Origin of the sequence: Streptomyces phaeolivaceus, assembly GCF_009184865.1 — a bacterium.
Lineage (GTDB): Bacteria > Actinomycetota > Actinomycetes > Streptomycetales > Streptomycetaceae > Streptomyces > Streptomyces phaeolivaceus.
On sequence record NZ_CP045096.1, the window covers coordinates 8,127,905 to 8,149,891 of the forward strand.

15 protein-coding genes and 1 pseudogene are annotated in these 21,987 nt (G+C 68.1%); 6 read left to right on the top strand and 10 right to left on the bottom strand.

Annotated elements, in window-relative coordinates; all coding sequences use genetic code 11:
* Window positions 1–250: 250 nt before the first annotated feature.
* Window positions 251–673: a VOC family protein gene (locus tag F9278_RS37335; RefSeq protein ID WP_152172241.1), complete on the top strand. Its 423-nt coding sequence runs from the start codon at window positions 251–253 to the stop codon at window positions 671–673.
* Between the two features lie 303 nt (window positions 674–976).
* The gene (locus F9278_RS37340) at window positions 977–2,155 is read left to right on the top strand and encodes an IS701 family transposase (RefSeq protein WP_152166950.1); all 1,179 of its coding nucleotides are present in this window, start codon (window positions 977–979) and stop codon (window positions 2,153–2,155) included.
* A gap of 768 nt (window positions 2,156–2,923) precedes the next feature.
* Here the strand turns inward: F9278_RS37340 and F9278_RS47695 are convergent.
* Window positions 2,924–3,145, bottom strand: coding sequence for a hypothetical protein (locus F9278_RS47695; protein ID WP_152172242.1), 222 nt, complete (start codon window positions 3,143–3,145; stop codon window positions 2,924–2,926).
* A 328-nt stretch (window positions 3,146–3,473) separates the two neighbouring features.
* On the opposite strand from F9278_RS47695, the gene F9278_RS37350 reads away from it, so the two are divergent.
* Complete coding sequence (locus F9278_RS37350) at window positions 3,474–5,714, top strand: hypothetical protein (protein WP_226967118.1); 2,241 nt, start codon at window positions 3,474–3,476, stop codon at window positions 5,712–5,714.
* A 56-nt stretch (window positions 5,715–5,770) separates the two neighbouring features.
* Window positions 5,771–11,869 carry a hypothetical protein gene (locus tag F9278_RS37355; RefSeq protein ID WP_226967119.1) on the top strand — a complete coding sequence of 2,033 codons (6,099 nt, stop codon included), beginning with the start codon at window positions 5,771–5,773 and terminating at the stop codon, window positions 11,867–11,869.
* A 322-nt stretch (window positions 11,870–12,191) separates the two neighbouring features.
* Here the strand turns inward: F9278_RS37355 and F9278_RS37360 are convergent, their stop codons facing one another.
* The 5 genes from F9278_RS37360 to F9278_RS37380 all read right to left on the bottom strand — a co-directional run bounded on the left by F9278_RS37360 (window position 12,192) and on the right by F9278_RS37380 (window position 16,313).
* On the bottom strand, window positions 12,192–12,860 hold the full coding sequence (locus F9278_RS37360) for a nucleotidyl transferase AbiEii/AbiGii toxin family protein (RefSeq protein WP_193241811.1): 669 nt from the start codon (window positions 12,858–12,860) through the stop codon (window positions 12,192–12,194).
* Between the two features lie 5 nt (window positions 12,861–12,865).
* The gene (locus F9278_RS37365; RefSeq protein WP_152172245.1) at window positions 12,866–13,258 is read right to left on the bottom strand and encodes a hypothetical protein; all 393 of its coding nucleotides are present in this window, start codon (window positions 13,256–13,258) and stop codon (window positions 12,866–12,868) included.
* 323 nt (window positions 13,259–13,581) lie between these two features.
* Window positions 13,582–15,111: a helix-turn-helix domain-containing protein gene (locus F9278_RS37370; RefSeq protein ID WP_152172246.1), complete on the bottom strand. Its 1,530-nt coding sequence runs from the start codon at window positions 15,109–15,111 to the stop codon at window positions 13,582–13,584.
* A 129-nt stretch (window positions 15,112–15,240) separates the two neighbouring features.
* The gene (locus F9278_RS37375) at window positions 15,241–15,438 is read right to left on the bottom strand and encodes a DUF4236 domain-containing protein (protein ID WP_152172247.1); all 198 of its coding nucleotides are present in this window, start codon (window positions 15,436–15,438) and stop codon (window positions 15,241–15,243) included.
* Window positions 15,439–15,560: 122 nt separating this feature from the next.
* A complete protein-coding gene (locus F9278_RS37380; protein WP_152172248.1) occupies window positions 15,561–16,313 on the bottom strand; it encodes a VOC family protein in 753 nt (250 codons plus the stop codon).
* 518 nt (window positions 16,314–16,831) lie between these two features.
* On the opposite strand from F9278_RS37380, the pseudogene F9278_RS47700 reads away from it, so the two are divergent.
* Window positions 16,832–16,941: pseudogene (locus F9278_RS47700) on the top strand (GNAT family N-acetyltransferase); the annotation flags it as partial.
* A 132-nt stretch (window positions 16,942–17,073) separates the two neighbouring features.
* Entirely contained in the window at window positions 17,074–17,514 is a 441-nt protein-coding gene (locus tag F9278_RS37395) for a hypothetical protein (protein ID WP_152172249.1), read from the top strand.
* A gap of 67 nt (window positions 17,515–17,581) precedes the next feature.
* Here F9278_RS37395 and F9278_RS37400 read toward each other — a convergent pair whose 3' ends face one another.
* The 4 genes from F9278_RS37400 to F9278_RS37415 form a co-directional block, all read right to left on the bottom strand.
* Window positions 17,582–17,893: a hypothetical protein gene (locus tag F9278_RS37400; protein WP_152172250.1), complete on the bottom strand. Its 312-nt coding sequence runs from the start codon at window positions 17,891–17,893 to the stop codon at window positions 17,582–17,584.
* 341 nt (window positions 17,894–18,234) lie between these two features.
* Entirely contained in the window at window positions 18,235–19,284 is a 1,050-nt protein-coding gene (locus F9278_RS37405; RefSeq protein WP_193241812.1) for an ATP-binding protein, read from the bottom strand.
* Window positions 19,281–20,810, bottom strand: a complete 1,530-nt coding sequence (locus F9278_RS37410) for a transposase family protein (RefSeq protein ID WP_226967366.1) — start codon at window positions 20,808–20,810, stop codon at window positions 19,281–19,283. Before F9278_RS37410 ends, F9278_RS37405 begins: the two co-directional genes overlap by 4 nt.
* Window positions 20,811–21,172: 362 nt before the next feature.
* Window positions 21,173–21,925, bottom strand: coding sequence for a TnsA-like heteromeric transposase endonuclease subunit (locus F9278_RS37415; protein WP_152172252.1), 753 nt, complete (start codon window positions 21,923–21,925; stop codon window positions 21,173–21,175).
* Between the last annotated feature and the right edge of the window lie 62 nt (window positions 21,926–21,987).

Consider the following 21,987-nt stretch of genomic DNA (forward strand, 5'->3'; position numbering starts at 1 on the left):
GACGTCAATCGCCAAGGCCCTCCTCGCCCTGGAGTAGTACCGCTGAAAAAGCTCCGTGACCGATACAAGGCCAGGCACAAGGTCGAGTGCCGGATCGGGCTCCTTGCAGAGGTCCGGGGCGTCGCGACGCGTTACGAGAACTTGTCGTCCGCTACGAAGCCAACGTCCAACTCGCCTTGATACGCCAGGCACTGTGAATTTCAGACAAAACCCAGGCCTCGTCCGTAGGCTGCACTACAGTTGGTCGACTATGCCTGATCTCCTGGGAATCAACCATCTGACGCTTTCCACGACCGACCTCGACCGGCTCGTGACGTACTACACGGAGTTACTCGGAGCGGTGCTCGCATTCGAGCGCGCTGCAACCCCTTCTGATCCTCGAATTGCAATCATCGATGTCGGCGGGGACGACCACCTGATGATCGTCGAAACCGCTACCACCCCCACCGCTGATCTCGACCCCCTGAGGCGGGCGGGATGGGAATTGCGCGTGGGAACATATAAGCAACTGTGTGAGGTTCGCGAACAGATCCTGGATGCCGGGTGGCCGGTCGGGCAGATCGAGACGCTGCCCACGCAGTGGACGATGACAGCTGGTGATCCCGATGGACGCCCCGTGGACGTTCGGGCACATCGCTCCCGCACCGAAACGCCGCCACCAACCACCGGCTAACCTCGATCGTTCGCACGCCCAGCAGACTCGGAGGTCTTCGTGATGTAGCTGATCTTGAGTCGTAAGCTCGTTGTCGCCTGCCGGTGGGAGTCCGGTCCGGGTAGCTGCCAGGAGGCCCGGTAGCAGACTGGCGGCGTCGGGAGGAAACGCCCGGCGTCGAAGCCCAGTGTCGAAAGCCCTGCAAGGGGGAGCAAAGCAGCGGTCCGTAGCATCACGCGAAGTCTGCGGCGTCGTTAGTACTGCAACCGCATCTGGCGTGACGGATGGTCGGCGGTCTCGTTGGTATGACTGTGTGCTGATGCGCTGACGGTTGAGCAGGTCGAGTCGTGGTCCGAGGGGGTGGCCGGGCTCCATGCCCGGTTCGCCCACCGTTTCGGCAGGTCGGAGCCCCGCGAGCGGGCGCTGGACTACCTGAACGGACTCGTCGCGCCGCTGGAGAAGAAGAACGGGTGGACGCTGTCCGAGCAGGTCGGGCAGCTCCGCCCGGACGGCGTCCAGCGCCTGCTCAACCACTCCGACTGGGACGAGAACGCGGTCCGCGACGATGTGCGCGACTTCGTCGTGGAGACCATCGGAGCCAAGAACGCGGTCCTGATCTGCGACGACACCGGTTTCCTGAAGAAGGGCACCAAGTCCGCCGGAGTCCAGCGGCAGTACACAGGTACCGCCGGCCGCACGGAGAACTGCCAGATCGGGACCTTCCTGGCCTACGCCTCCGCCAGGGGGCGGGCATTGATCGACCGTGAGCTCTACATCCCCGTTTCCTGGACGGATGACCGTGAGCGCTGCCGCGCAGCCGGGATCGACGACGAGATCCCCTTCGCGACCAAGAATGAGCACTGCAAGTGGATGCTGCAACGTGCCGTCGACGCAGGCATCCCGTTCGCGTGGGTCACCGCTGACGAGGCATACGGGCAGGTCAAGCACCTGCGGGTATGGCTGGAGGAACGCAGGATCGCGCACGTACTGGCCACCAAGGTCAACGACACCGTGACCACGGCGGACGGCGGCGACGCCAGGGTGGACCAGTTGGTCGCCGCCCTGCCCAGGCAAGCGTGGAAGCGGGTTTCCGGGGGCCAGGGCGCGCACGGCGAACGGATCTACGACTGGGCCCGCGTCGCCATCCGCCCGTACTGGGAGAACGGCTTCGGGCACTGGGTTCTGGCCCGCCGCAGCATCAGCGACCCCACCGAGATCGCCTACTACGTCTGCTACGGATCGGTGGCCTCCCGGCTGAAAGACCTGGTCAAGGTAGCCGCCGCGAGGTGGGCGGTGGAGGAGTGCTTCCAGACCGCCAAGGGCGAGTGCGGCCTGGACCACTACCAGGTGAGGCTCTACCGGGCCTGGTACCGCCACATCACCCTGGCCATGGCCGCCCTCGCCTACCTGACCGCCGTCCGCGCCGCAGAAGCCGCAAAAGGGGCGGAGCGGACGACGAGCAAGACCTCATACCCCTCAGCGTCCCGGAGATCCGCCGACTGATCGGCCACATCATCGTCACGCCCCGCCACCACAGCAACGACCATCATCTGCACTGGTCACGCTTCCGACGACGCAGCCAGGCCCGTGCCCGCCGCTCCCACTACAAACGCCGAGGCCACAACCCGCAGATGCGGTTGCAGTACTAGCGGCCCGCCCTTTTGAGGCGGGGACAGGGAGTGCCGAGCCCCCGAAATCAGGGCGAAGGCCATGGAAGCGGCGAAGATCCTGGAGATGCAGCCGTGAGGGACTCCCCGGCGTATGGGGCATGGAACGTTGCGACGGTGACAGCGGGAACTGGGGAGGCCCTCCCCGGCCCGGCGGCCTGCGGACAGGTGCTGCCGGAAGCTGCGCGTCCTATAGCCGGGTGATCCCCGGGAAGTGGGCGCGAGCCGGGTGGGCGTCGGCCAGACGCGGTCGGCGTGACGCGACCGACATCGGACGTTGCGAGGCTGCTTCGGGGGCAACCCTCCGTGAAGGCTGACAGGTACTCAGGTACCGCTGACGTGCCGTCAGCCATTCAAGATCATCTTGCACGTGTGTTGCACAAGGTGTTGAAAAACAACAGTGATCACTGGAGGGTCGTGAAGATGAGTATCCACAGGTCAGCAGGCATTTCGAGGTGCCGTGCCCCTTGCCTCCAAGGGGCACGGCACCTCGCCGATCAGATGTCCCGGAAGGGACGCGCCAGCGCTGTGACCTGCACCGATGGGCCGTCACGGCGCGCTGACCAGCAAGAATGGCCTTTCGGCTGTTTCACGCTCGTGCCCGTCAATGCAGCTGGAAGTCCCAGAAGAGTCCCAGAGAGCTCTCACCGCTGACGGACGCCTTTCCGGCTTGATTCAGGGTGACGTGGCGCGGTGTGAGCTGGATCGTGTGCATCGGTGGTCCGCCCTGATCGGCCAGCAGCACGGGCTCCTTGAACGCCCCGTTGTCGACGAAGGCCAGAGAACCAGGATGCCGAGCGACCGGCGCTCGGCCGAAGCGCGTCACGTCCCGGTGAGTCCGAGGCGGCGGGACAGTTCGTCCACCGCGGCGCGCTGTGGCGAGGCCGGGCTCGTGCGCATGGTCCCGCGATGTGAGCTCGGTCCGATCTCGGCGCGCGAGTGTGTTCGATAAGAGTCACTGCTGGCCATCGCAAAGTGACGAAAGTGCTTCCGGAATGTTCCGAGTCGACATACCCTGCGGAGATTACCGCACGTCAGACCGCAACGGCCTGAAGCGCGGCGGAGGTGTCATGGGTGGGGACCCGTATGTATCAGCAACGGTTGACGAATGTGGGGGGCCGGAGGCGTCATCGATGCCTGGCGACAGAGCGCAGGTGCCTGATCCCTACGGTGACCGGGCCCTGCTGACCTCTGCCATGACGAACGGCTACGACGCCGTACCCGACGAAGAACGGGATCGGTTACAGCGCTATCTCGAAGCGGTTGTCGCGGCCCGCCCGGCGCCCGTGCACACCACCGTCGCCTTCAACGCGGTGTACTTCGGGTACAACCTCGGCGGCGACGGCTACGGCGGCAGCCCACTCCGCCTCGACGACTTCCCTGTGATCACCTTCGGCGAGTGCGTCCCTGTGCTCCCCGTCGGTGCAATGGTGTGTGTCGCCACCGGGTCGGACCCGTTGTACGCCGAGATCGTCTACCGGGAGGGTGCCCACCCAGAGGTGGGTGCCCTTGGTGACATACCAGCCTGGGTGTCGGGGGCGCCCGCAGGCGCCGACGGCCCGGGGCGGCCGGGAGACGTCGCCGCGCCACGGCGAAGAGAGCTCCTGGTCCCGGATCTCCATGCCTTCGGCCCGGCTCTGAGCCTGTCATCGGCTCAGCTCCACCGCTTACGCACGCGCCGACGCTGGATCAACGAGGACGGACATGTCGTCGTCGACGTCCGTTATCCGTCTCCGGAGGCGGCCCGGCGCGACGACCTGACGGCCTATGCGGACCATCTCCTGACGACGGCACGGGAGCAGTTGCTCAGCCCCTTCGTCCCCGTGTCCCTCGCCGCACTGGTGGGCGGCACGCACGACGACGACCTGCGGGCAGGGTTGCTCGGTCTCCTCGACACGGTGCGGGGTGTGCTCAACTCCAGTGCCGCCTTGCGTACATGGGGTGACTACGCCATGACCCGGACCTCCCTCGCAGACTGCTGGCGGGACACCGGACCGCTGGGTGGCGATGACCTCAGGTCGCTCGCCGCGGCGGTCGAACGCGCGGCCACCCCGGGGAGACGGCGCTACGGTCTCACCATGCCGGTCACCGTGTACACGGCGGTCGGACCGCGGCTTCGCGGGTTCCCGGGCGCGGCGGAACTGCTCAGGGGAGTGGGGTACGCCGCAGCGGTGTGCCGGGCGAACGTGGCGCTCACCGACGTCGTCCAAGGGGACAGTGACCACGGCCTGTTCGAGAACGGCTCCCGGATCACGCTCGACGACGCCTTCGAGGGTGGAGGCGTGTGGCGGTCCCATCATCCCGGTGACGCAGAAGCGCCCGGAGATCCCCTGGCCCCGGCCGGACGCGGCTGGACGTCCACGTTGCCGGCACCAGCGGAGCCGGAGTCGGCAACAGAGTTGGACCCGGTCGATCTGGCCCTGGCCGACGACGCCTCTCTCGGCACCGGCGAACTCCTGCGGAGCGATGCGCAGGAGATCGTTTGGCGGGCACCCCTGAGGCTGGCCCAGCTCATCGACGGCTGGTTCCCTCTGCACCCGTACATCGTCGAGGAACTCCGCAGGTCTCACGGTGCGTGCCCAACGGTTCGGCTCGAACTCGACCACGCCGGCGAGTTATTGGACGAGAAGGAAGCGGTGCAGGACGTCGTCACCGCCGAACTCGGGCACGACTCTGGCCGGTTGACCGGGATCGCCTGGCCCCGCGACTTCTTCCCCGGCCTCATGCTTGAGCTGCGCTGCCTCCGCGGCGGTTCGGTGATTCGCCTGGCCACGACGCGGCTCAAGGAACGGGTGCAGGTCGGCGACCGTGAGACCGGGCACTGTTACGACCCTCGTGTGCTTACCAGGGAGGACGCCCCGGGAAGTGACCGCCACGGTGACAGCGCGGTCGGGCTCGGTCCCCGGCAGCTGGTGCTACGCACCGTGCGCCGTTGCGGTCTGCTCACCCTCGACGGCCATGCCCTGATGGACCGTTCAGTCCTGCCGAGCGCGGTCTACGGGCGTCGACCGACCCGGTCACAGGTCACCGCCCTGGAATTGGCCGTCGCGGAACTACTCGCGGAACGGCTCCTGGAACCCGCCCTCGGCAGCCGAGACGCCTGGGACCAGCCGCATTTCCCGCCGCACGACGGAGAGCGGACCATTCCTCTCATCGGCTACCGCCCCGCCCGGCCGCGGGTGATACGTCCTTGGGGCGGCATCGAACCGGGTAGTGATGGGCTGCAAGCCGTCCAGTTCGTCCCCGGTCATCTGCGCCGCCTGCGGCCGGGTTGCTCGCCCAGCGACGTTCAGCGCGTGGCCTTTCGGGAGTACTGCCGCAGGCTCGGCAAGGCGGACGGCTGGGAACTGCCCTACGGATACACGTTCGTCACCGAGCACACGCGCGGTCGCTGATCCGTCACGGCACTTTCGTGTTCATGGGTCCGGCGCCAGCCCCTCCCTTCTTCTTGGTGCCCACAGAAACGGAGTACGCGTACATGCAGGACCGCTACCGCGTCGTCACGGGGCCGCCGTGGTCCCCGTCAAGCGTCTCGGCCCAGGACCTCGAAAGCCTGGCCGCCGCGCTCAACGCTTTGGAGCACCCGGCCGTCGCCGCCCTGAACGACCTAACGGTCGACATGGTGGAACTGGCCTTCAACTCCCTGCGGCCAAAGGACCGGCAGGAGCTGCTCGGTAGCCTGGGCATCCGTATGGCGGCCCCTCGACGGGTGAGCAGTGCCCTGTGCCGGGATGTTCTCGCGAGGTTGCGGCGTGAGGCGCTGCAGCACACCTGCACATGCGGGATGAAGAGACTTACGGTCAGCGTGATGAACCAGGTCGAGAGGCACGTCTTTACGCAGGACGGCGAGACGGTTCCCGACCCCGTTACTCGGTGGGGCGCGACGCTCGTCCGGGCCACGGTGTTCGCGTGGTGCAATGCCTCCGTCACCGACGCCCACATCCTTGCCTGGGCGGCGGACCAAGACTGGTTCGTAGCGACGGCCGACGACATGGAGACGGCTCAGCTCGCCGCTGTCGGTGCCGCGGCGTGCTCCATCGTGGAGGCGAACCCGGACTTCGCCCCCGGAGCGGTGGAAGACGACAAGTCGCCGCTCGCGGGCGACGGAAAGCCTGTGCGTGCTGCCGTCGCCGACCGGCCGGGCACGAATACCCCCGCCCCCGAGACCGTGGTACCCGACCCCGACACCTCCTACGAGATGACCGCTACGGCTTCCGACAGTGCCCGAACCGACAAGGGGACGGATCCGGAGGCGACCTGCCGACAGCTGGAGTCGGCCCTCGCGCAAGCCCGGCAAGCCGCGGAGAAGGTGACCAGCGCGGTCGCGGAGGGCTGCCCTCCGCAGGACGAGGACCTGGCTCCGCTGGCCGCGCTGGGTGCCGTCTTCGACAGCGTCGACGCGGTGCTCCGCGCCGCGGGGATCGAGGGGGTGCCCAGCCGCCTTGAGGACTTGACGCGCGCCGCACGCGCGCACCGTGCGGCGCAAGAACGTGAGCACCAGGCACGGGAGTCGCTGCGGGAGCTGCTGGATGTCGCCTCCCGTCCAAACAGCTCCGCCACTGCCGGCATCGCCGTCGAGGCCGTGCGCGGCGTGGCCCGCCGCCTGCTGGACACACCGGTGTGGGAGGAGCAGCAACGAGAGGAGAGCGCCGCGCTGGCCGCCTTGGCCCGGCTCATCAGGCTGGGGCGGCAGGCGGATGCCGCGGCGGAGATCCTGGCTCTGCAGGAGCAAGTCGTGCGGGTACTGCCCACGTGTGCCATGGCCGTGGTCATGGCCCCTGAACTGACGTTGGCCCAGCCGGAGGACGCTGGCCGCGAACCCGCTGGGGCCGAGGCGGACGGCATCGCCGAGCCTGCCGCTGCCGAGACGACCGTGGAGTACGGGGTCTTACAACCAGCCGACCGGACAGAGGAGGCCGCGCCTCACCCTGCCTCCGAACCGGAAGTCGCCGAGCCCGCGCTGACGACGGTCCCCGAGCCGGTCCGCGCCACCGACGCACAGGCCGCGGCCCCTGCCGACAGCGCCCCGGCACCCCGCACGGGCCCGGACGTGCCTGTCCAGGTGCCCGCCGCACCCACGATCCGTCCCACCGAGGACGCACCCGTCCGAGAATCAGTCCCGTCGGCAGGTAACGACATCGACGAGGCCGCAGCCGAGCGGGCCTTGGCACAGTTGGTCGTTGACCGGCGCTTCGGACTTGCCCACCATCTGGCGAGGGCTGCAGGCCACTCCGAGCCCCAGGTGTCGGCGTTCCGCCTGGCAGGTGCTGCCGCGCTGCTCACCTCCGGTGACAGCCAGGGCGCCCGCCTGACGGCGGACCTGCTCCGGGAGTACGGCGGATACGTGGGCCGGGACACCGAGGTCAGCGAACTCCTGCTGCTACCTGCCTTGTTGCGTACTGCACTGATCACGGGCGACCACTCCGCAGGCGCTCAGCTCAAGGCGCTGGTGCCCCGGCTCCCGGACCGGCTCGGGGAGGCGGCGACCAACGTCGCCGACCGTGCTCTCAGCGGTGCCCTGATGATCGCTTCCCCGCTGGTTGCCGACGCCTCCGAAAGCGAGATCCGGTTGCGGGAGTTGCGCGAGCAGAGCCGTGCTCTGCTCGCGCCGCAGAGGCTGCGGTTCGCGCGGGCGACGGAGATCGCCAAGCGCTGGCTGACCCCCGACGACGGGATGCTCGGATCGCTGCTCATGACCGTCGTCGGCGACAACCGCGACGCGATGCAGCAGGTGCGCGAGCAGGCCGAGCGGCTGTCGAAACTGGCCGAGGTCAACAGCGAGATCGACCGCATGGACCGCAAGCATCGCTCGTCCAGCGGCAAGCCGCTGCAAGGCTCCGGGCGGCAGGATCTGGTGCATCTCGTGGAGCGAGCCGTCGGCCTCGTCAAGGAGTGGTGCCTGGCGGTCGACGGCACCCGCCGCGGGGACCGTTCCGACGGCAACCGTGCGGCCAAGGAGATCTCCTCCCTGCGCCAGTCTCTGCTGGACGGCAGGGAGGCCGCGCTGGGCGATCTGGAGCAGCTGGCCCAGCGCTCGGACGCCGTCTCGTCCGCGATGGCCTGGGCGGCACGCGCTTCGATGGAGGGCCTGTTCGCTCTGCTGGCCGGTGACACCGTGACCACGCGTCCCGGCGGTCCGGTCGACCCGGAACTCGTGCTGAACGCGGAACTGCTGAAGGTGTGCGACGCCCCTGACGAGCGGCCGTCGCTCGACGAGCTTCTCATCGCGGTCGACCGGAGCTGGCGGGACGCCTTCGACGAGCGGCTCTCCCACGATGCCTTCACCGCGGCCCGTACCATCGTCGAACTGGCCGGACGAGGGCTGCTTCCCGCCCGAACTGGGGAGTTCGTCCCGCCCACGGACACTGAGATCGACGAACGGGAGGCCGTTCGGCGCAAGCAGCTGCGCAAGGCACACGGCGAACTCGTCGCCGAGCTGCACCGTGCGCAGGCGGATGGTGCAGTGACCGAGGACCAGGACCTGGGTCTTCAGGAGCTGCTGGCCGACGCCCATGACCGCCTCGAAGGCCCCGACCGGCACGACTTGCTGAATGTGCGTCGGGCGCTCGACACGGTACGGAGTGACCTGCCCGCATTCCGGCAGCAGGCGGCCGACCGCATCCGCGCCCGGCTCGACGCCCTGGACCCCACGGCGGAGGAGCGGACCCAGGTCCTGCGGCGCCTGGAGACGAACGACCTGGCCACCGCCGCCGACCTCGTCTACTTCCTGGAGATCGGCGAGCCCGTCCCGGAGATCGAAGGAGGCGAGTCCCACCTGCCCGACTTCTTCCCAGCCGTGCCCGACGGCCTGCCGGGAGGCATCGGCCACGACCTCGTCGACCTGGTCCGGTCCGGCGGCAAGCATCCGATGCTTCCCGTCCTGGACTACGGGGGCCTCTCCACCGACGAGGCGGCACTCGCGGCCGACGCCCTCGACGAGTGGCGCGCGCTGGCTGCCACCGAGCGGAAGGACCGGCTCCAAGTGGCTCCGACGAGACAGGTGCCTCCGCTCCTCAAGCTCCTCGGCTATGACGCCAAAAGCGCCAGGCCGCTCGACGACCGGTCCCAGCACCGGCGGGAATACCGTCTCTTCGAAGCAACCGGGGTGGAGATCAACGGCAGGGCGAAGGCGCCCGCGTTTGGCTCGCAGATCAGGGAGCAGGGCGGTAACCTGCGGGTGATGATGGTCTGGGGCAGACCGCCCGCCAAGGTCGTCATGAGCTGGGCAGAGCGCGACACCAGCGATGCGAGCCTCCTCGTCGTCTACTTCGGCACGCTGAGCCGTGAGGCCCGTGTCGAACTCGCCGTCGGCTCCGGCCGGTTGCAGCCGCTGCTGGTCGTGGACGACGCCGCCCTCGCCTATCTCGCTGCCTGCGGCAATCGCCAGGTCAGCACCGCCACGCAGACACTGCTGCCCTTCTCCGGCGTCAACCCGTACATCAGGGAGAAGCGCGGCCGGATCGGCGGCGAGATGTTCTACGGCCGTGACGCCGAGCGCAAGAGCATTCTCGACCCGCGCGGCACCCAGGTCATCTATGGTGGCAGGGGACTCGGCAAGTCGGCATTGCTCGCCGACGCCGGGGAACGTTTCACGGAGCAACGCCCTGGCTACCACCAGGTGGTGTACGTCAACCTCGACCAGGAAAACATCGGCAAGGGCAGCTCGTTCGGGCCGGAGACGTTGTGGAGCGTCCTGGAGCGGGAGCTGACGGAGGCGCAGGTACTCGACGACCGGCCGCAGGGACGCAGGAAACGGCAGGAGATCTCCGAGCGGGTGCGTGTCGGCATCCGGACCTGGCTGGACGGGGACTCACGCCGCCGTCTTCTGATCCTGCTCGACGAGTGCGACCAGTTCTTCGAGGCGGACGCCCCGCGCTTCGACCAGACCAAGAAGCTCAAGGGTCTCGGGTCCGACACCAAGGACCGTGCCAAGGTCGTCTTCGCCGGACTGCACTCCGTGCAGCGTTTCTCCAAGCTCGCGAGCAACGGACCGTTCGGCCACCTCGCGCAGACCCCGAAGGTGATCGGTCCGCTGGCTCCCCAGTCCGCGGCCGAGCTGTTGGTCGAGCCGATGAGGGCGCTTGGGTTCGAGTTCAAGGACCTGGATCTCGTCAACCGGGTGCTGGGCTACTGCTCCTACCAGCCCTTCCTGCTCCAAATGTTCGGGCACCGGCTGGTCGAGCTGATGCACCGCAAGCGGGCGCGGCGTGGAGCCGAGGGACCCCCTTATGAGGTGGAGGTGACCGACATCGAGGTCGTGGAGACGGACGCCGCGCTCAGAGATGGCATCTCGGCGGCCTTCAAGGACACGCTGAGCCTCGACCACCGATACGACGTGATTGCCAACGTGCTGGCGTACCACGCCCGCCATCGCGGCCTGGAGGTGCGGCTGAGCGACACCGAGCTGCGCGAGGAGTGCGAGACGTACTGGCGCAAGGGGTTCGCGCAGCTCGACACCGAGGGTTTCCGCGCCTACCTCTCCGAGATGGTCGGCCTCGGTATCCTCGCGCCCAACCACGACGGCCTGGGCTGGCATCTGCGCGGCCCCAACGCCCTGCGCATGATTGGTACCTCCCACGAGGTGGAGGCCCGCCTGCTCAGGGCCGAGCAGGACTGTGAACTCCAGGAGAGCATCGTGCAGGAGGGCCGCCCCGAGCTGCCCGACGGCCAGCCGGCTCCGCTGACCAACACCCAGCTCGACGACCTTCTGGGCGAGCGGTCCAGCCGAACCAGGATCGTCCTTGGTACATCCGCCACCGGAGTTACCGACGTCGCCCGGACCTTGCGTACTATCGCCGGACCGATCGACGGCTGGACGCTGCCGCCCGTCGGTAAGCCCAGCGTTTACAAGCAGGAGCTCATCGGCGGACGCCCTCGTGAACGACGTGTCGTCATCAGTGACTTCGTCAACTACCGGGACCCGGTGCGGCCTGAGACCTGCCGGGAGGCCGTCGACCTGGCCGAGACGCTGCTGCCCACCACTCCGGGGGTCACCCGCGCGGTGGTCCTCGTCACCGACACCACTCAGCTGGCCCTGTGGCGCACCCTGCTGACGGGATTCGAACCCACCTCGGCCGCCCCGGTGGTGCTGCGCCGCCATGACCGTCGCAGCCTGCGCAACTGGGCTCAGCGTGTCAACATGTTCCACACGGAGGACCGCTTGGACCGTCTCCACGAGCTGACCGGTGGCTGGCCGCTCCTGGTCGGCCGAGCACATCGCCTGCACGGCGAACTGGACGACCCCGACAAGGTGTTGCGCCACCTGGCAGGCCTCCGCGCGGACCGAGCCGAGGCCGGCGTCTTCGCCGAGGCGACCGGAGTGTACGCGGACTCGCTGCTTGCCGCTGGCTACCGGGCCCTCGACGACGAGTTCAAGGATGGTCCGTTCGACATGGAGGGCGCGGTGACCGCTGTTGCGCTCAAGATCGAGGACGAGGAGGAGGCGCGGTGGATCGTCAACTGCCTCGACTGTCTTCAGGTATTCGATCGCGAGGACATCCAATTGCGCTTGGAACCGCTGTTGCGCCAGTGCGTGGCGCTCCGCGTGTGACAGTGCGCGACACCGGTCCGGCCGCCCGCATGTCCGGGCGGCCGGTGGCCTTTCACGTTCACTTTGCCGATAGCGACCAGAGAGGTTGCACATATCCGCCGGCGCGCTGCCCTGTTCACGCCTACTTGCCTACGGTCGAGGTCCTGGAGTCCAGGCTCATAGGGACACACGAGGGACGACCCCCAGCTGATCACCCGCGCCGAGGGGGCGGCAGCTTGCCTGGCGCGCTTGGCGCGACAAGCTCGCGACCGACTCTTTTCCTACCTGATCATTCTTGACTCTTGCTCAAATTGTTTGCAGCTGTGCTCGCATCCGGACGCGCTCAGCCGATGTCCGGATCACCGGCCTCTTCGAGGAGCCGGATGGCGAGGTCATCGGCCCATTTCACGGCCCAGGCGCGGAGAGCGGTGATCGTGGCGTCCTCGAGCCCATAGGCCGCGAAGGCTTCGTCGTCGGTCCACTCGGCGCCCGTGAGGTTTGACTGCAGATCCTCGCGCTCGAAGCGGCCACGGGCATGGCGGCGGCCGAACTCCTCAAGCTCGGCATTGGTCCAGCGGCGGGATGCTGCGAACACGTCGATGAGGTCGCGTGGTGCTCCACGGTCGGCCAGGGCACGGACCTTGGTCCCAATCACGTCCTCTTCCGCGAGGACCGGCCCGTACGGGCTCTGGGTGACAGGCCGCCAGAAGATCTCCTTGAGGATGTCGACTTCGCAGTCCTGCCCTGTGGCTGGGTCAGTCACGGTGAAGCGGGCGGACAGCGGGGCGGTCTCCAGCGCGTGCACCTCCCAGCCGCGGGCCTCCAGGCCGACGCGGAGCGTGGCGGCGATGTCGGCCATGGGCGCCGGGTTCTCGGTGGCGACATCGAGATCCTGGCTGGGGCGGTTCACGAGGCGGTGCGCCCGCACGGCATACCCGCCGGTGAGAACCAAGGGATACGGGGAGCCGAGCGCGAGCACATCCGCCAGGAGCCGCGTGTGCAGATCCGGCATGTCCGTCACGCGGCTGCCCGGTTGCGGGAGGCGAGCTGGGGGAAGGCGTCTTCCCATACGGAGCGCACGGTGCGACCGACGAGCGTGCGCAGCACTGGCCACAGCTGGAGGAGCAGATCCCGGTTGAGATAGTGGGGCAGGTCATCACGCAGGCCCTCGTGCAGGACGGTGCGGTACAGGCCCATGCGCTGGCGCGGCTTGCTCATGTCGTACGAGGTCATTCCCGACCAAGCCATGTGTAGCGGCAGCTCCACGATCCCCTGGGTCGGGCCGTGCAACTCGTCCAGCGACTCCGGCAGACGCCGCCGGAACTTCTCCCGGTACAGCGCCAGGTCCTCGGCGACCGCGCCCGAGACGTCGCTCGGCGTGGGTGCGGGATGCTGTGTGCTGGAGGGCATGACTCCATTATGGCGGTCCCAGCAGTGGTGAGGGCCATGATGTGCGAGCCTGCGTCCGGAGTGAGCTGGGAGCGGGCTCGTGGAGGGGGACTGGTCGTGGCACGCGGGGCAGCGAGCCGAGATGCAGGTCCTGACCTGGTCTTTTACGTGACTCGTTCAGGCTGACATCTTTCCGATGACGCCTCGTGCCGAGTGCGCAGCAACCGGAAGTTCTCGGTCCCGACCAAAAGTCCCAGAAAAGTCCCAGAGGTGCCGCCACCTCCCCTCCCGCATCGCATTTATGCAGGTCAGTAGGGGTGTGACGGCGCCTTTTCTGAGGACCCTCAGATGTCCCGGAAGATCTCGATCTGCGCCCCCACCGTGTTGAGGCGTTCCGCGAGGTCCTCGTAACCGCGGTTGATGACATAGACGTTGCGCAGGACGGACGTGCCGTCGGCGGCCATCATCGCCAGGAGGACGACTACGGCGGGGCGCAGGGCGGGTGGGCACATCATCTCGGCGGCGCGCCAGCGGGTCGGGCCCTCGACCAGGACCCGGTGGGGGTCGAGGAGCTGGAGACGGCCGCCGAGGCGGTTGAGGTCGGTGAGGTAGATCGCGCGGTTGTCGTAGACCCAGTCGTGGATGAGGGTCTGGCCCTGCGCGGCGGCGGCGATGGCCGCGAAGAACGGGACGTTGTCGATGTTCAGGCCGGGGAACGGCATCGGGTGGATCTTGTCGATCGGGGCCTGGAGCTTGGAGGGGCGGACGGTGAGGTCCACCAGGCGGGTACGGCCGTTGTCGGCGAAGTACTCCGCCGAGCGGTCGTGGTCGAGGCCCATCTCCTCCAGGACCGCCAGTTCGATCTCCAGGAACTCGATCGGCACCCGGCGCACGGTCAGTTCGGACTCGGTGACGACCGCGGCGGCGAGCAGGCTCATCGCCTCGACCGGGTCCTCGGAGGGCGAGTAGTCGACGTCGACATCGAGGCGGGGCACCCCGTGCACGGTGAGCGTGGTGGTGCCGATGCCCTCCACCCGTACGCCGAGCGCCTCCAGGAAGAAGCAGAGGTCCTGGACCATGTAGTTGGACGAGGCGTTGCGGATGACGGTCACACCGTCGTGGCGGGCGGCGGCCAGCAGCGCGTTCTCGGTCACCGTGTCGCCGCGCTCGGTCAGCACGATCGGGCGGCCGGGGGTCACGGACCGGTCCACCTCGGCGTGGTACAGCCCCTCGGTGGCCGTGATGTCGAGGCCGAACCGGCGCAGCGCGATCATGTGCGGCTCGATCGTCCGCGTCCCGAGGTCGCAACCGCCCGCGTACGGCAGCTTGAAGTGGTCCATGCGGTGCAGCAGCGGGCCGAGGAACATGATGATCGAGCGGGTGCGGCGGGCCGCCTCCGCGTCGATCGCGTCGAGGTCCAGTTGGGCAGGCGGCACGATCTCCAGGTCGACCCCGCCGTTGATCCAGCGGGTGCGTACGCCGATGGAGCCGAGCACCTCCAGAAGGCGGTACACCTCCTCGATGCGGGCCACCCGGCGCAGCACTGTGCGCCCCTTGTTCAGCAAGGTGGCGCACAGCAGCGCGACACACGCGTTCTTGCTGGTCTTCACATCGATCGCACCGGACAGCCGGCGTCCGCCGACCACCCGCAGATGCATCGGACCCGCGTAGCCGAGCGAGACGATCTCACTGTCCAGGGCTTCACCGATTCGAGCGATCATCTCAAGGCTGATGTTTTGATTACCGCGCTCGATACGATTCACCGCGCTCTGACTCGTGCCAAGCGCCTCCGCCAACTGTGATTGTGTCCAGCCACGGTGCTGCCTTGCGTCACGGATGAGCTTGCCGATGCGTTCGAGGTAGTCGTCTGCCATGGGGGCGAGGTTATCTCAGATATGAGATGGCACCTCTTGGAGGGTCTGTTGGAGTGGCGGCACGGGGCCGTTCGGGTGACGGGGTGTCAGTCGTGCCGGGTGCGTGCTCGGTTCCTGCTCGGTGCGTGCTCAGTGGCGCTTGGCGTTGCGGGTGCGGCGCCAGCCGAAGGGGCCGGGCAGGTCCATCGAGGTCGTACGGCGTCCGGTGCTGCTGTGGGTGTGGCGCGGGCCGTTGCGGGCGCCGGTGGTGAGGGACCAGGAGCGCTTGTTGATGTTTAGTCGCACACCCGGCAGGATGCGGAAACTCTTGCGGAACGTGAGCGGCATGTCTGCCTCCTTCCCGATGTACGCCGGGTACCCCGCTCGGCGGTTCGCATCCCTGTCGGGCGTCGGCAACCGCGGTTTCCGGGCCGGGAATTGGCTCCCCGGGCCCGGAGGAGCCGGTCGCGTCAGCGCGACGGCAGTACGCAGAACTCGTTGCCGTCGGGATCGGCCATCACCGCCCAGTCGCCCTCGCCCTGGCCGGACTTGCCCGGGTCGGACTCGGCCTGGCCGATGTCGACACGGGTCGCGCCGAGGGAGACGAGGCGGTCGATCTCCGCGCGCCGGTCGCCGTCGGCGGGTGGTGCGAGGTCGAAGTGCAGCCGGTTCTTCCCGGTCTTCGGGGCCACCGGCGGACCGCCCCAGGTGATCTTCGGGCCGCCGTGCGGCGAGCGGATCGCGGTCTCCTCGTCCTGGTCCCAGACCAGCGGCCAGCCCAGCGCCCGACTCCAGAAGTACCCGGCCGCCTGTGAACCGTCGCTCGCGAGCGCGCCGATGAATCCGCAGTCGGCGAGGAAGTTGTTGCCCGGCTCGATCACACAGAACTCGTTGCCCTCGGGGTCGGCGAGGACCACATGCTCCTCGTCCGGGAGCTGGCCGATGTCGATGTGCCGTCCGCCGAACTCCAGCACCCGCTCCACCGTCCGCCGCTGGTCGTCCAGGGAGCGGCTGGTCAGATCGAAGTGCGTCCGGTTCGCGACGGTCTTCCTCTCCCGGCTCGGCAGGAAGCGGAGCCGGAACCCGGTGTCGTCGTTCGGCGCTAGCGCGACGGCGCCATACGGGTCCTCGACCGTCTCCCAGTCGAGGACGCCGGCCCAGAAGCGCGCGAGGCCGACGGGGTCGTTCGCGTCGAAGCCGAGCGCGTGGAGGTGGGAGGTCATGTCGCGGGGTCTCCGATCCGCCGGCTCACGGCCGCGATCGGGACTCACCGAGCCGCAGGCGGGCCGGCCCCCCTGCCCATGAGGACAGCAATGCTAGGCCGTGTCCGCAAAGTCCCGCCTGCCCCGCGACACCTGGCACGTACTCTCGCCGCACCGGACGAAAGCCCAAGTACTCCAAGTGCGAGGGCTTTCGCCCGGCACGCCGAGAGCACGCACCGGGCACCGCGGGGCCGCCCTACGGGCGACGACGGGACTTTGCGGACACGACCTAGGAACCCCGGGGAACGCCCCGCAACGGGAAATACCCGGCGCCGGCGCGGTGCCCGCGCCCTGCCTGTCGCCCGGGGGCGCCGTGCCCGTGCGCCCGGGGATTGGCGCACGCCACATCTGTCCTTTGGCAGTGAAGTTAGTCGGCAGGCGGGCGCTGATCTGCGGCGACTATGTTGAATGACAGAGCCTCGAAAGGATCTTTGGCCTGGGCCATCTCTTTCGGATCACGCTCACGGGCGTGCGATAGGTTGCCCGCCACGACTGAGCTCGGACCCGTCGCCTGGCCACGTGCCCGATAAGGACCGAACGGCTCGTGCTCCGCGAGTCCGAGGTCCGGGACCGTGCGCCGTTCATCGAAACTCTCTTGGCTGGTCAGTGTGCCGTGGGCCGATGAAGGACGGAGAGACCAACCGAAGTGGTCCCTCATGCGTTGGTAAAGGGGTTGTGAGGCGTCTTAGGATCCGCCCAGCACGGCGGAACAGGGGTGGGGATGGACGACGAGCTGATGCAGGATTTCGATCAGGGGTCTGCCAGACGGGAACGCCGACGGCGCTGGGGGGTGCTGGGCTACGTGCTTGCCACCGTGGTGGCGGCCGCGCTCGTGATGGCCGGTGTAGTCATCGGCCGGATAACAGCTGCCATCGGCGGTGACGACAACGCCAGTAGCGTGTGCATGCAGGCGGAGAAGTCCCTCAAGGCAAGCGGGCAGCGCACGGGGACGTTGGACAAGGAAACGGACAGCGCCGAGATACGGTCGGAATGGCGCTATGCGATGACCGTTGTGGTGCAGAACCCGGACTGTTTCCCGCCAGGCGCTCGTGCGGCCGCCCAGAATTTGCTCGACAAGCTCGACCAGCAGGATGACGTCGCAGCACTGTGCGCCGCCATCCCGGCTGACCCTGGCGTGCCGTGGTGGGATAGAGGGTGCTGAAGAGAGTCCAGGAAGCTCCGGTTCGAGGAGTGGGGCGCCGAGGAGTGGCACGGCGTGTGGTCCGCGGTCACGGTGTTCGGTTGAGCCTGGACTGGGCGGCTTCGTCTCCAGGGTGAGCTCCCTCGTCCTGTTGCTGCTTGAGGTGGTAGCGGATGGATGCGTAGGAGACCGAGTAGTCGTGGTCGTCCATGAGCTTGGTCCAGATGCCCCTGACGTTGAGGTTGTCGGTGATCATGCTGTCGATCAGGCCGATGAGCCTGCCTCTGAGCGGGTCCCTTCCCCGGGAAACTTCCCTCTCGGCTGGGCGTGAGGTGTCCAGCGCGAGACGGACTGTCCGTGGCGGGATCTTGTATTGCTCGGCCAGTGAGCGGACCGTCATGCCCCTGCGGGCATCGTTGGCGATGAGGACTGGCAGGTCGAGGCGGTCACGGAAGGGGTGTCTGCTGGGGTAGCGAGGGTTCGGCTTGGAGCGTCCGCGTGGTGAGCTGGCATCCGCAAGTGCCCGCTCCAGAGCTGCGGGAGATCGGCCGGAGACAATGGCGAGGCTTTCGAGACGGGGTTTTCCGAACCACCGAGGCGGACCGCAGAGGAAGCAGTGCAGGTAGCTGGGCTTGAGGTGGTTCGCGCGGGCAAGCCGGCGGATGTAGGAGTCGGTTGACTCTCCGAGTCGTGGCGCGACCTGGATGGGGAGCCGGGCCAGACTCCGGGGGAACGTTGTGGTCACCGATGTGCCGCCCTCTTCAGCGGAGTCCTGGGGGTTTCTGCCGTGTGGTCCAGTGGGATTGCGTCGAGCCCGTCCTTGGTCACGCGTTCGGTGCCGTTGAGGATGGCGTCGATCGCGGCCCCGCGGATAGCGTGGGAAAGGGCGCCGATCATGCCGTCGGTCCGGTTGTGGAGATAGCGGTCCAGTTTGGCCAGCGTGCCTGGCGGGTGATCGTGCAGGAGCAAGGTCTCCTCCATGGTCGCGACCAGCCCCTTCCACTCGTCGCCGTAGGGAAACGGGCGGGTGGGGACGAGCGTGAAGCGGCCCGCGATTTGTGCGCCCCGAGTGCCGGCCAGAAGCTCGCTGTTCTCGATGTCGATGCCCGCGTAGACGAACGTCGCGGGGATGCGCTCGGAGAAGTACTTCAGGGTGTCGGACACTTCGGCGCCTGCCCGGGTGACCTGCGAGATGTTGTGGATCTCATCTACGAGTACCAGGCCGGTGCGGGTGTCGGTGCAGACGCCGACCACGGCTTCGATGATGTCCGTCATGTTCGACCGGTGCCGGACCGGCAGGCCAAGGAAGCGGGCGAATTCCGCCGCGACCATGCGGGCGGTCGCAGCGGGCGGGACGGTGACGTAAAGCACCGGGATGCGGTCGGGAACGTTCGGATGACGGGTCCGGTCGAGGAGTTCGTGCGCGCGTCCGAGCTGGGTGATGGCGCTGGTCTTGCCCGTTCCGGGGCGCCCGGAGACCATCAGGCCGCGGCGGGCGCTGATCGCATGGCGGTTGAGCAGGACCAGACGTCGGCCGCAGACCACGGTCTTTTCGACGAACGAGGTAGCAACCACAAGCATCCGGGCGTGATGGTCCAGCCGGTCTTCGTCGTAAAGGTCCTGCTCGACCGGCGTCCGGAGTCGCAGATCACGAGGCGACAGAAGTGCCGGGGGCGGGGGCGGTCCCTCGATGAACTTCCGCCAGCCGTCCAGGGTGGTCAGCTGCCGGTTGGCCTCGGCATCGACCTTGTGCAGCGCGGGGTGTCGGGTCGCTGGTTCGGCCAGGGTCACGTGCGTCTCCAGGGGTTGGCGAGCGGATCGAACAGGCCCAGCGGGATGACCTTCGCCACCTCGGTGCCGGTCGCGTCGCCGGGCACGGGTTCGTTGGTGCGTGGCTCAGGCGGTGGCCGGTCGGTGGCGGTGGCCCGAGTGCGGGCAGCGACCCGCCGGTCGCGCCGTGAGCGTCGGGCCGGGCGGTCCTTCTCCTCAGATCCAGGGCCGTCGTGGGCCCGCCGCAGCAGGGCAGCGGCAGCAGCGGCGATCTGTTTCTCCGTCCCGCCTGGAACCTGTTCACGGGCGTGGTCCCAGGCCATCTCTCCGAACGGGACGCCGACGCGGTGCAGGTGTTTCCAGAAAACTGTGATCCACCGGGCCGGTTCGCTGCGGCGGTCGCGTACCCAGACCCGGGAGACGTCGTAGGGGTCGTAGTGGATCTCCCACAGCCCCTTCTTCTCCGCCACCCCGGAGTGCTGTCGGCGCAACGGAGTCAGCTCGCCGTCGTCGTAGGTGCGGTGGTTGATCCGGATGCCGTAGGAGTTGATCGCCTGCCAGCGCTCGGGCAGCAACTCGACGTAGTCCTCGCCGCTGAACGGGGCCGGAACATAGCCACAAGACTCCAGCAGCATCGCGTACTTCTCGTTCGGTGTGAATGCCCGCTTCGGTGAGTCCGGGTCCCGCAGTGCATCGTGCGGACGGTTCTGCCAGATGACGATCCACTCGTCCAGCAAGTTCTGGAGTTCGGGCAGGGACCACAGCGGTCCGTCCTCCAGGCCCCGGCCCCGGCGGTCCACCGACCGGCCCGTGTAACCCGCGACGAACTGCGCGAACAAGGTGGCCACCGAACCCAGTGTCTTCTCGATCGCGCCCTTCTCGAAGGGCGACGCCTTGTGCGTCGGCTGGAGACTGATGCCCAAGTAGCGGCACGAGGCACGGAAGTTGTTCGAGATGAAGACCTTGCCGTGGTCGCAGACGATCGTGTCCGGCACGATCACGGGCCTCGCAGCGGCATGCTCCAGCCGCTCGTCAAGAGCCAGCAGTCGCCGGTGTGGCAGCACTGATCTCGACATCCGAAGCGCGTCCGACCAGCCAGGACGCATCGTCTCAGGAGTGATGCTCCGGGCCAGGAGAGCGGAAGCGTCGGCCGCTTTCGTCGTCGGTCGCAGCACTGCGGCGGCGAGTGACCTGGTCGCAAGGTCGATCATGGCTGTCAGCTCGACCTTCTCGGCAATGCCCTCGTCCAGACGGACCAGGACATCCAGCGGCGTGGAGTCGATCTGCATCCACTCGCCCGGCGCGCAGGCTGGCACCTCCCCGAAGGGCCCGGCCGGACGCGCGTTCACCGAACGGCGCGTGGTCGCCGAGCCCGTCGCGTGGGTGCCGGTGGCCAGCCTGTCGAACAGCCGGTAGAGCGTGCGCTGTGAGGGAACCTCGATGTCCCGCGCGTCCTCGCGGGAGGCCAGGATCTGTGTCGCCCGCCAGACCACGAAGCCGATCGTCTTCGACGATGCCTCGGTCGTCTCGTCGATTGCCTGCCGCATCGCCTCGACCACCGCCGGGGCCACCCGGCCGAACGACGGCATCTGCTTGGCCGACCGGCCGTCGGCCAGCCCGACCAGCCCGTCACGCTGGTAGCGCTGGCGCCGCTGCTTGACCCCGCTGGCCGTCATCGCGTGCCCGGCCGCCGTCAACTCGGCAGCCTTGGCCCGCTCCCTCTGAGCCAGCGAGTTCCGTTCCGGGTCGAACTCCGGCCGTGGCGCCGTCCCCGCAGGAGCGTCCGGCGGCAAGCCGTCCAGAACCTCCAAAATGTGCCTCTCCCACCAGCGGGCCTGTTCCGCAGCAGTCTGCGGGAACTCCGCGATCCTGGCCGTCGCAGGCACCCGCCGCCCTCTTCCCACCTCCGTCACCGGTCACCTCCGCCTGCCAAGCGCACGAGGGTGGACGGCCCCAGCAACTCGACCGCCAGTCCCTCGGCGACCAGCTCTTGGAGCCAGAGGAGATGGAACAGGGCGGGGAGTGTCCCAAGCCGGTCACCGGCCGCATCGGCTCCAGCCATCAAGGGGACCGGGGCCGCGAAAGCTTCCCGGAGCTGGTCCTGGACCCTCCCGCGCAGACACCGGGGATGCCGGTAACGCGACAGCCATCGGACATTCGCCAGCAGCACCGCCTCCGGCACCCCGACCCGCTCGAAACCCCACCCCGCTCGGCCGCAGGCCAGACGGGTGACATCGAATGCCTCCGCGTCTGTCGGCCCGATCCGCTCATCAGCACGGACATCAACGACCACCGCAGAGCCGTCCGCGCGACGTACGAAATAGTCCGGAGCGTGCCGACGCTCACGCTCGCCGTCGTGCCAGTGCAGCCAGAACGGCTGCGAGGCGATCCCCGCGATCTCGGGATCGAAGTCCATGAGCACAAGCCGGTCCCGCTCTAGCCACGACTCGAAACCGACGTGACGGCCGGTCGTCGCCGACCAGTACCAGCCCGAGAAGTGACGCTCACCACGCGACCAGCGAAACGGCCGCACGGCGGGCACGTCCTCGAACCGGGCCGTGGCACAGTCCAGCAGCGGCCGCCGTCGACGCTCGCGTACAGCATCCACGTACGACAGCTCTACGTACGGCTCCGCAAGATCCGCCCCGACCGGTACGGCCACCCAGCACCCCCAGCACGTCACCTCGTACGACTAGGTTCGCTGGCAAGGAAGCTGAAACGACT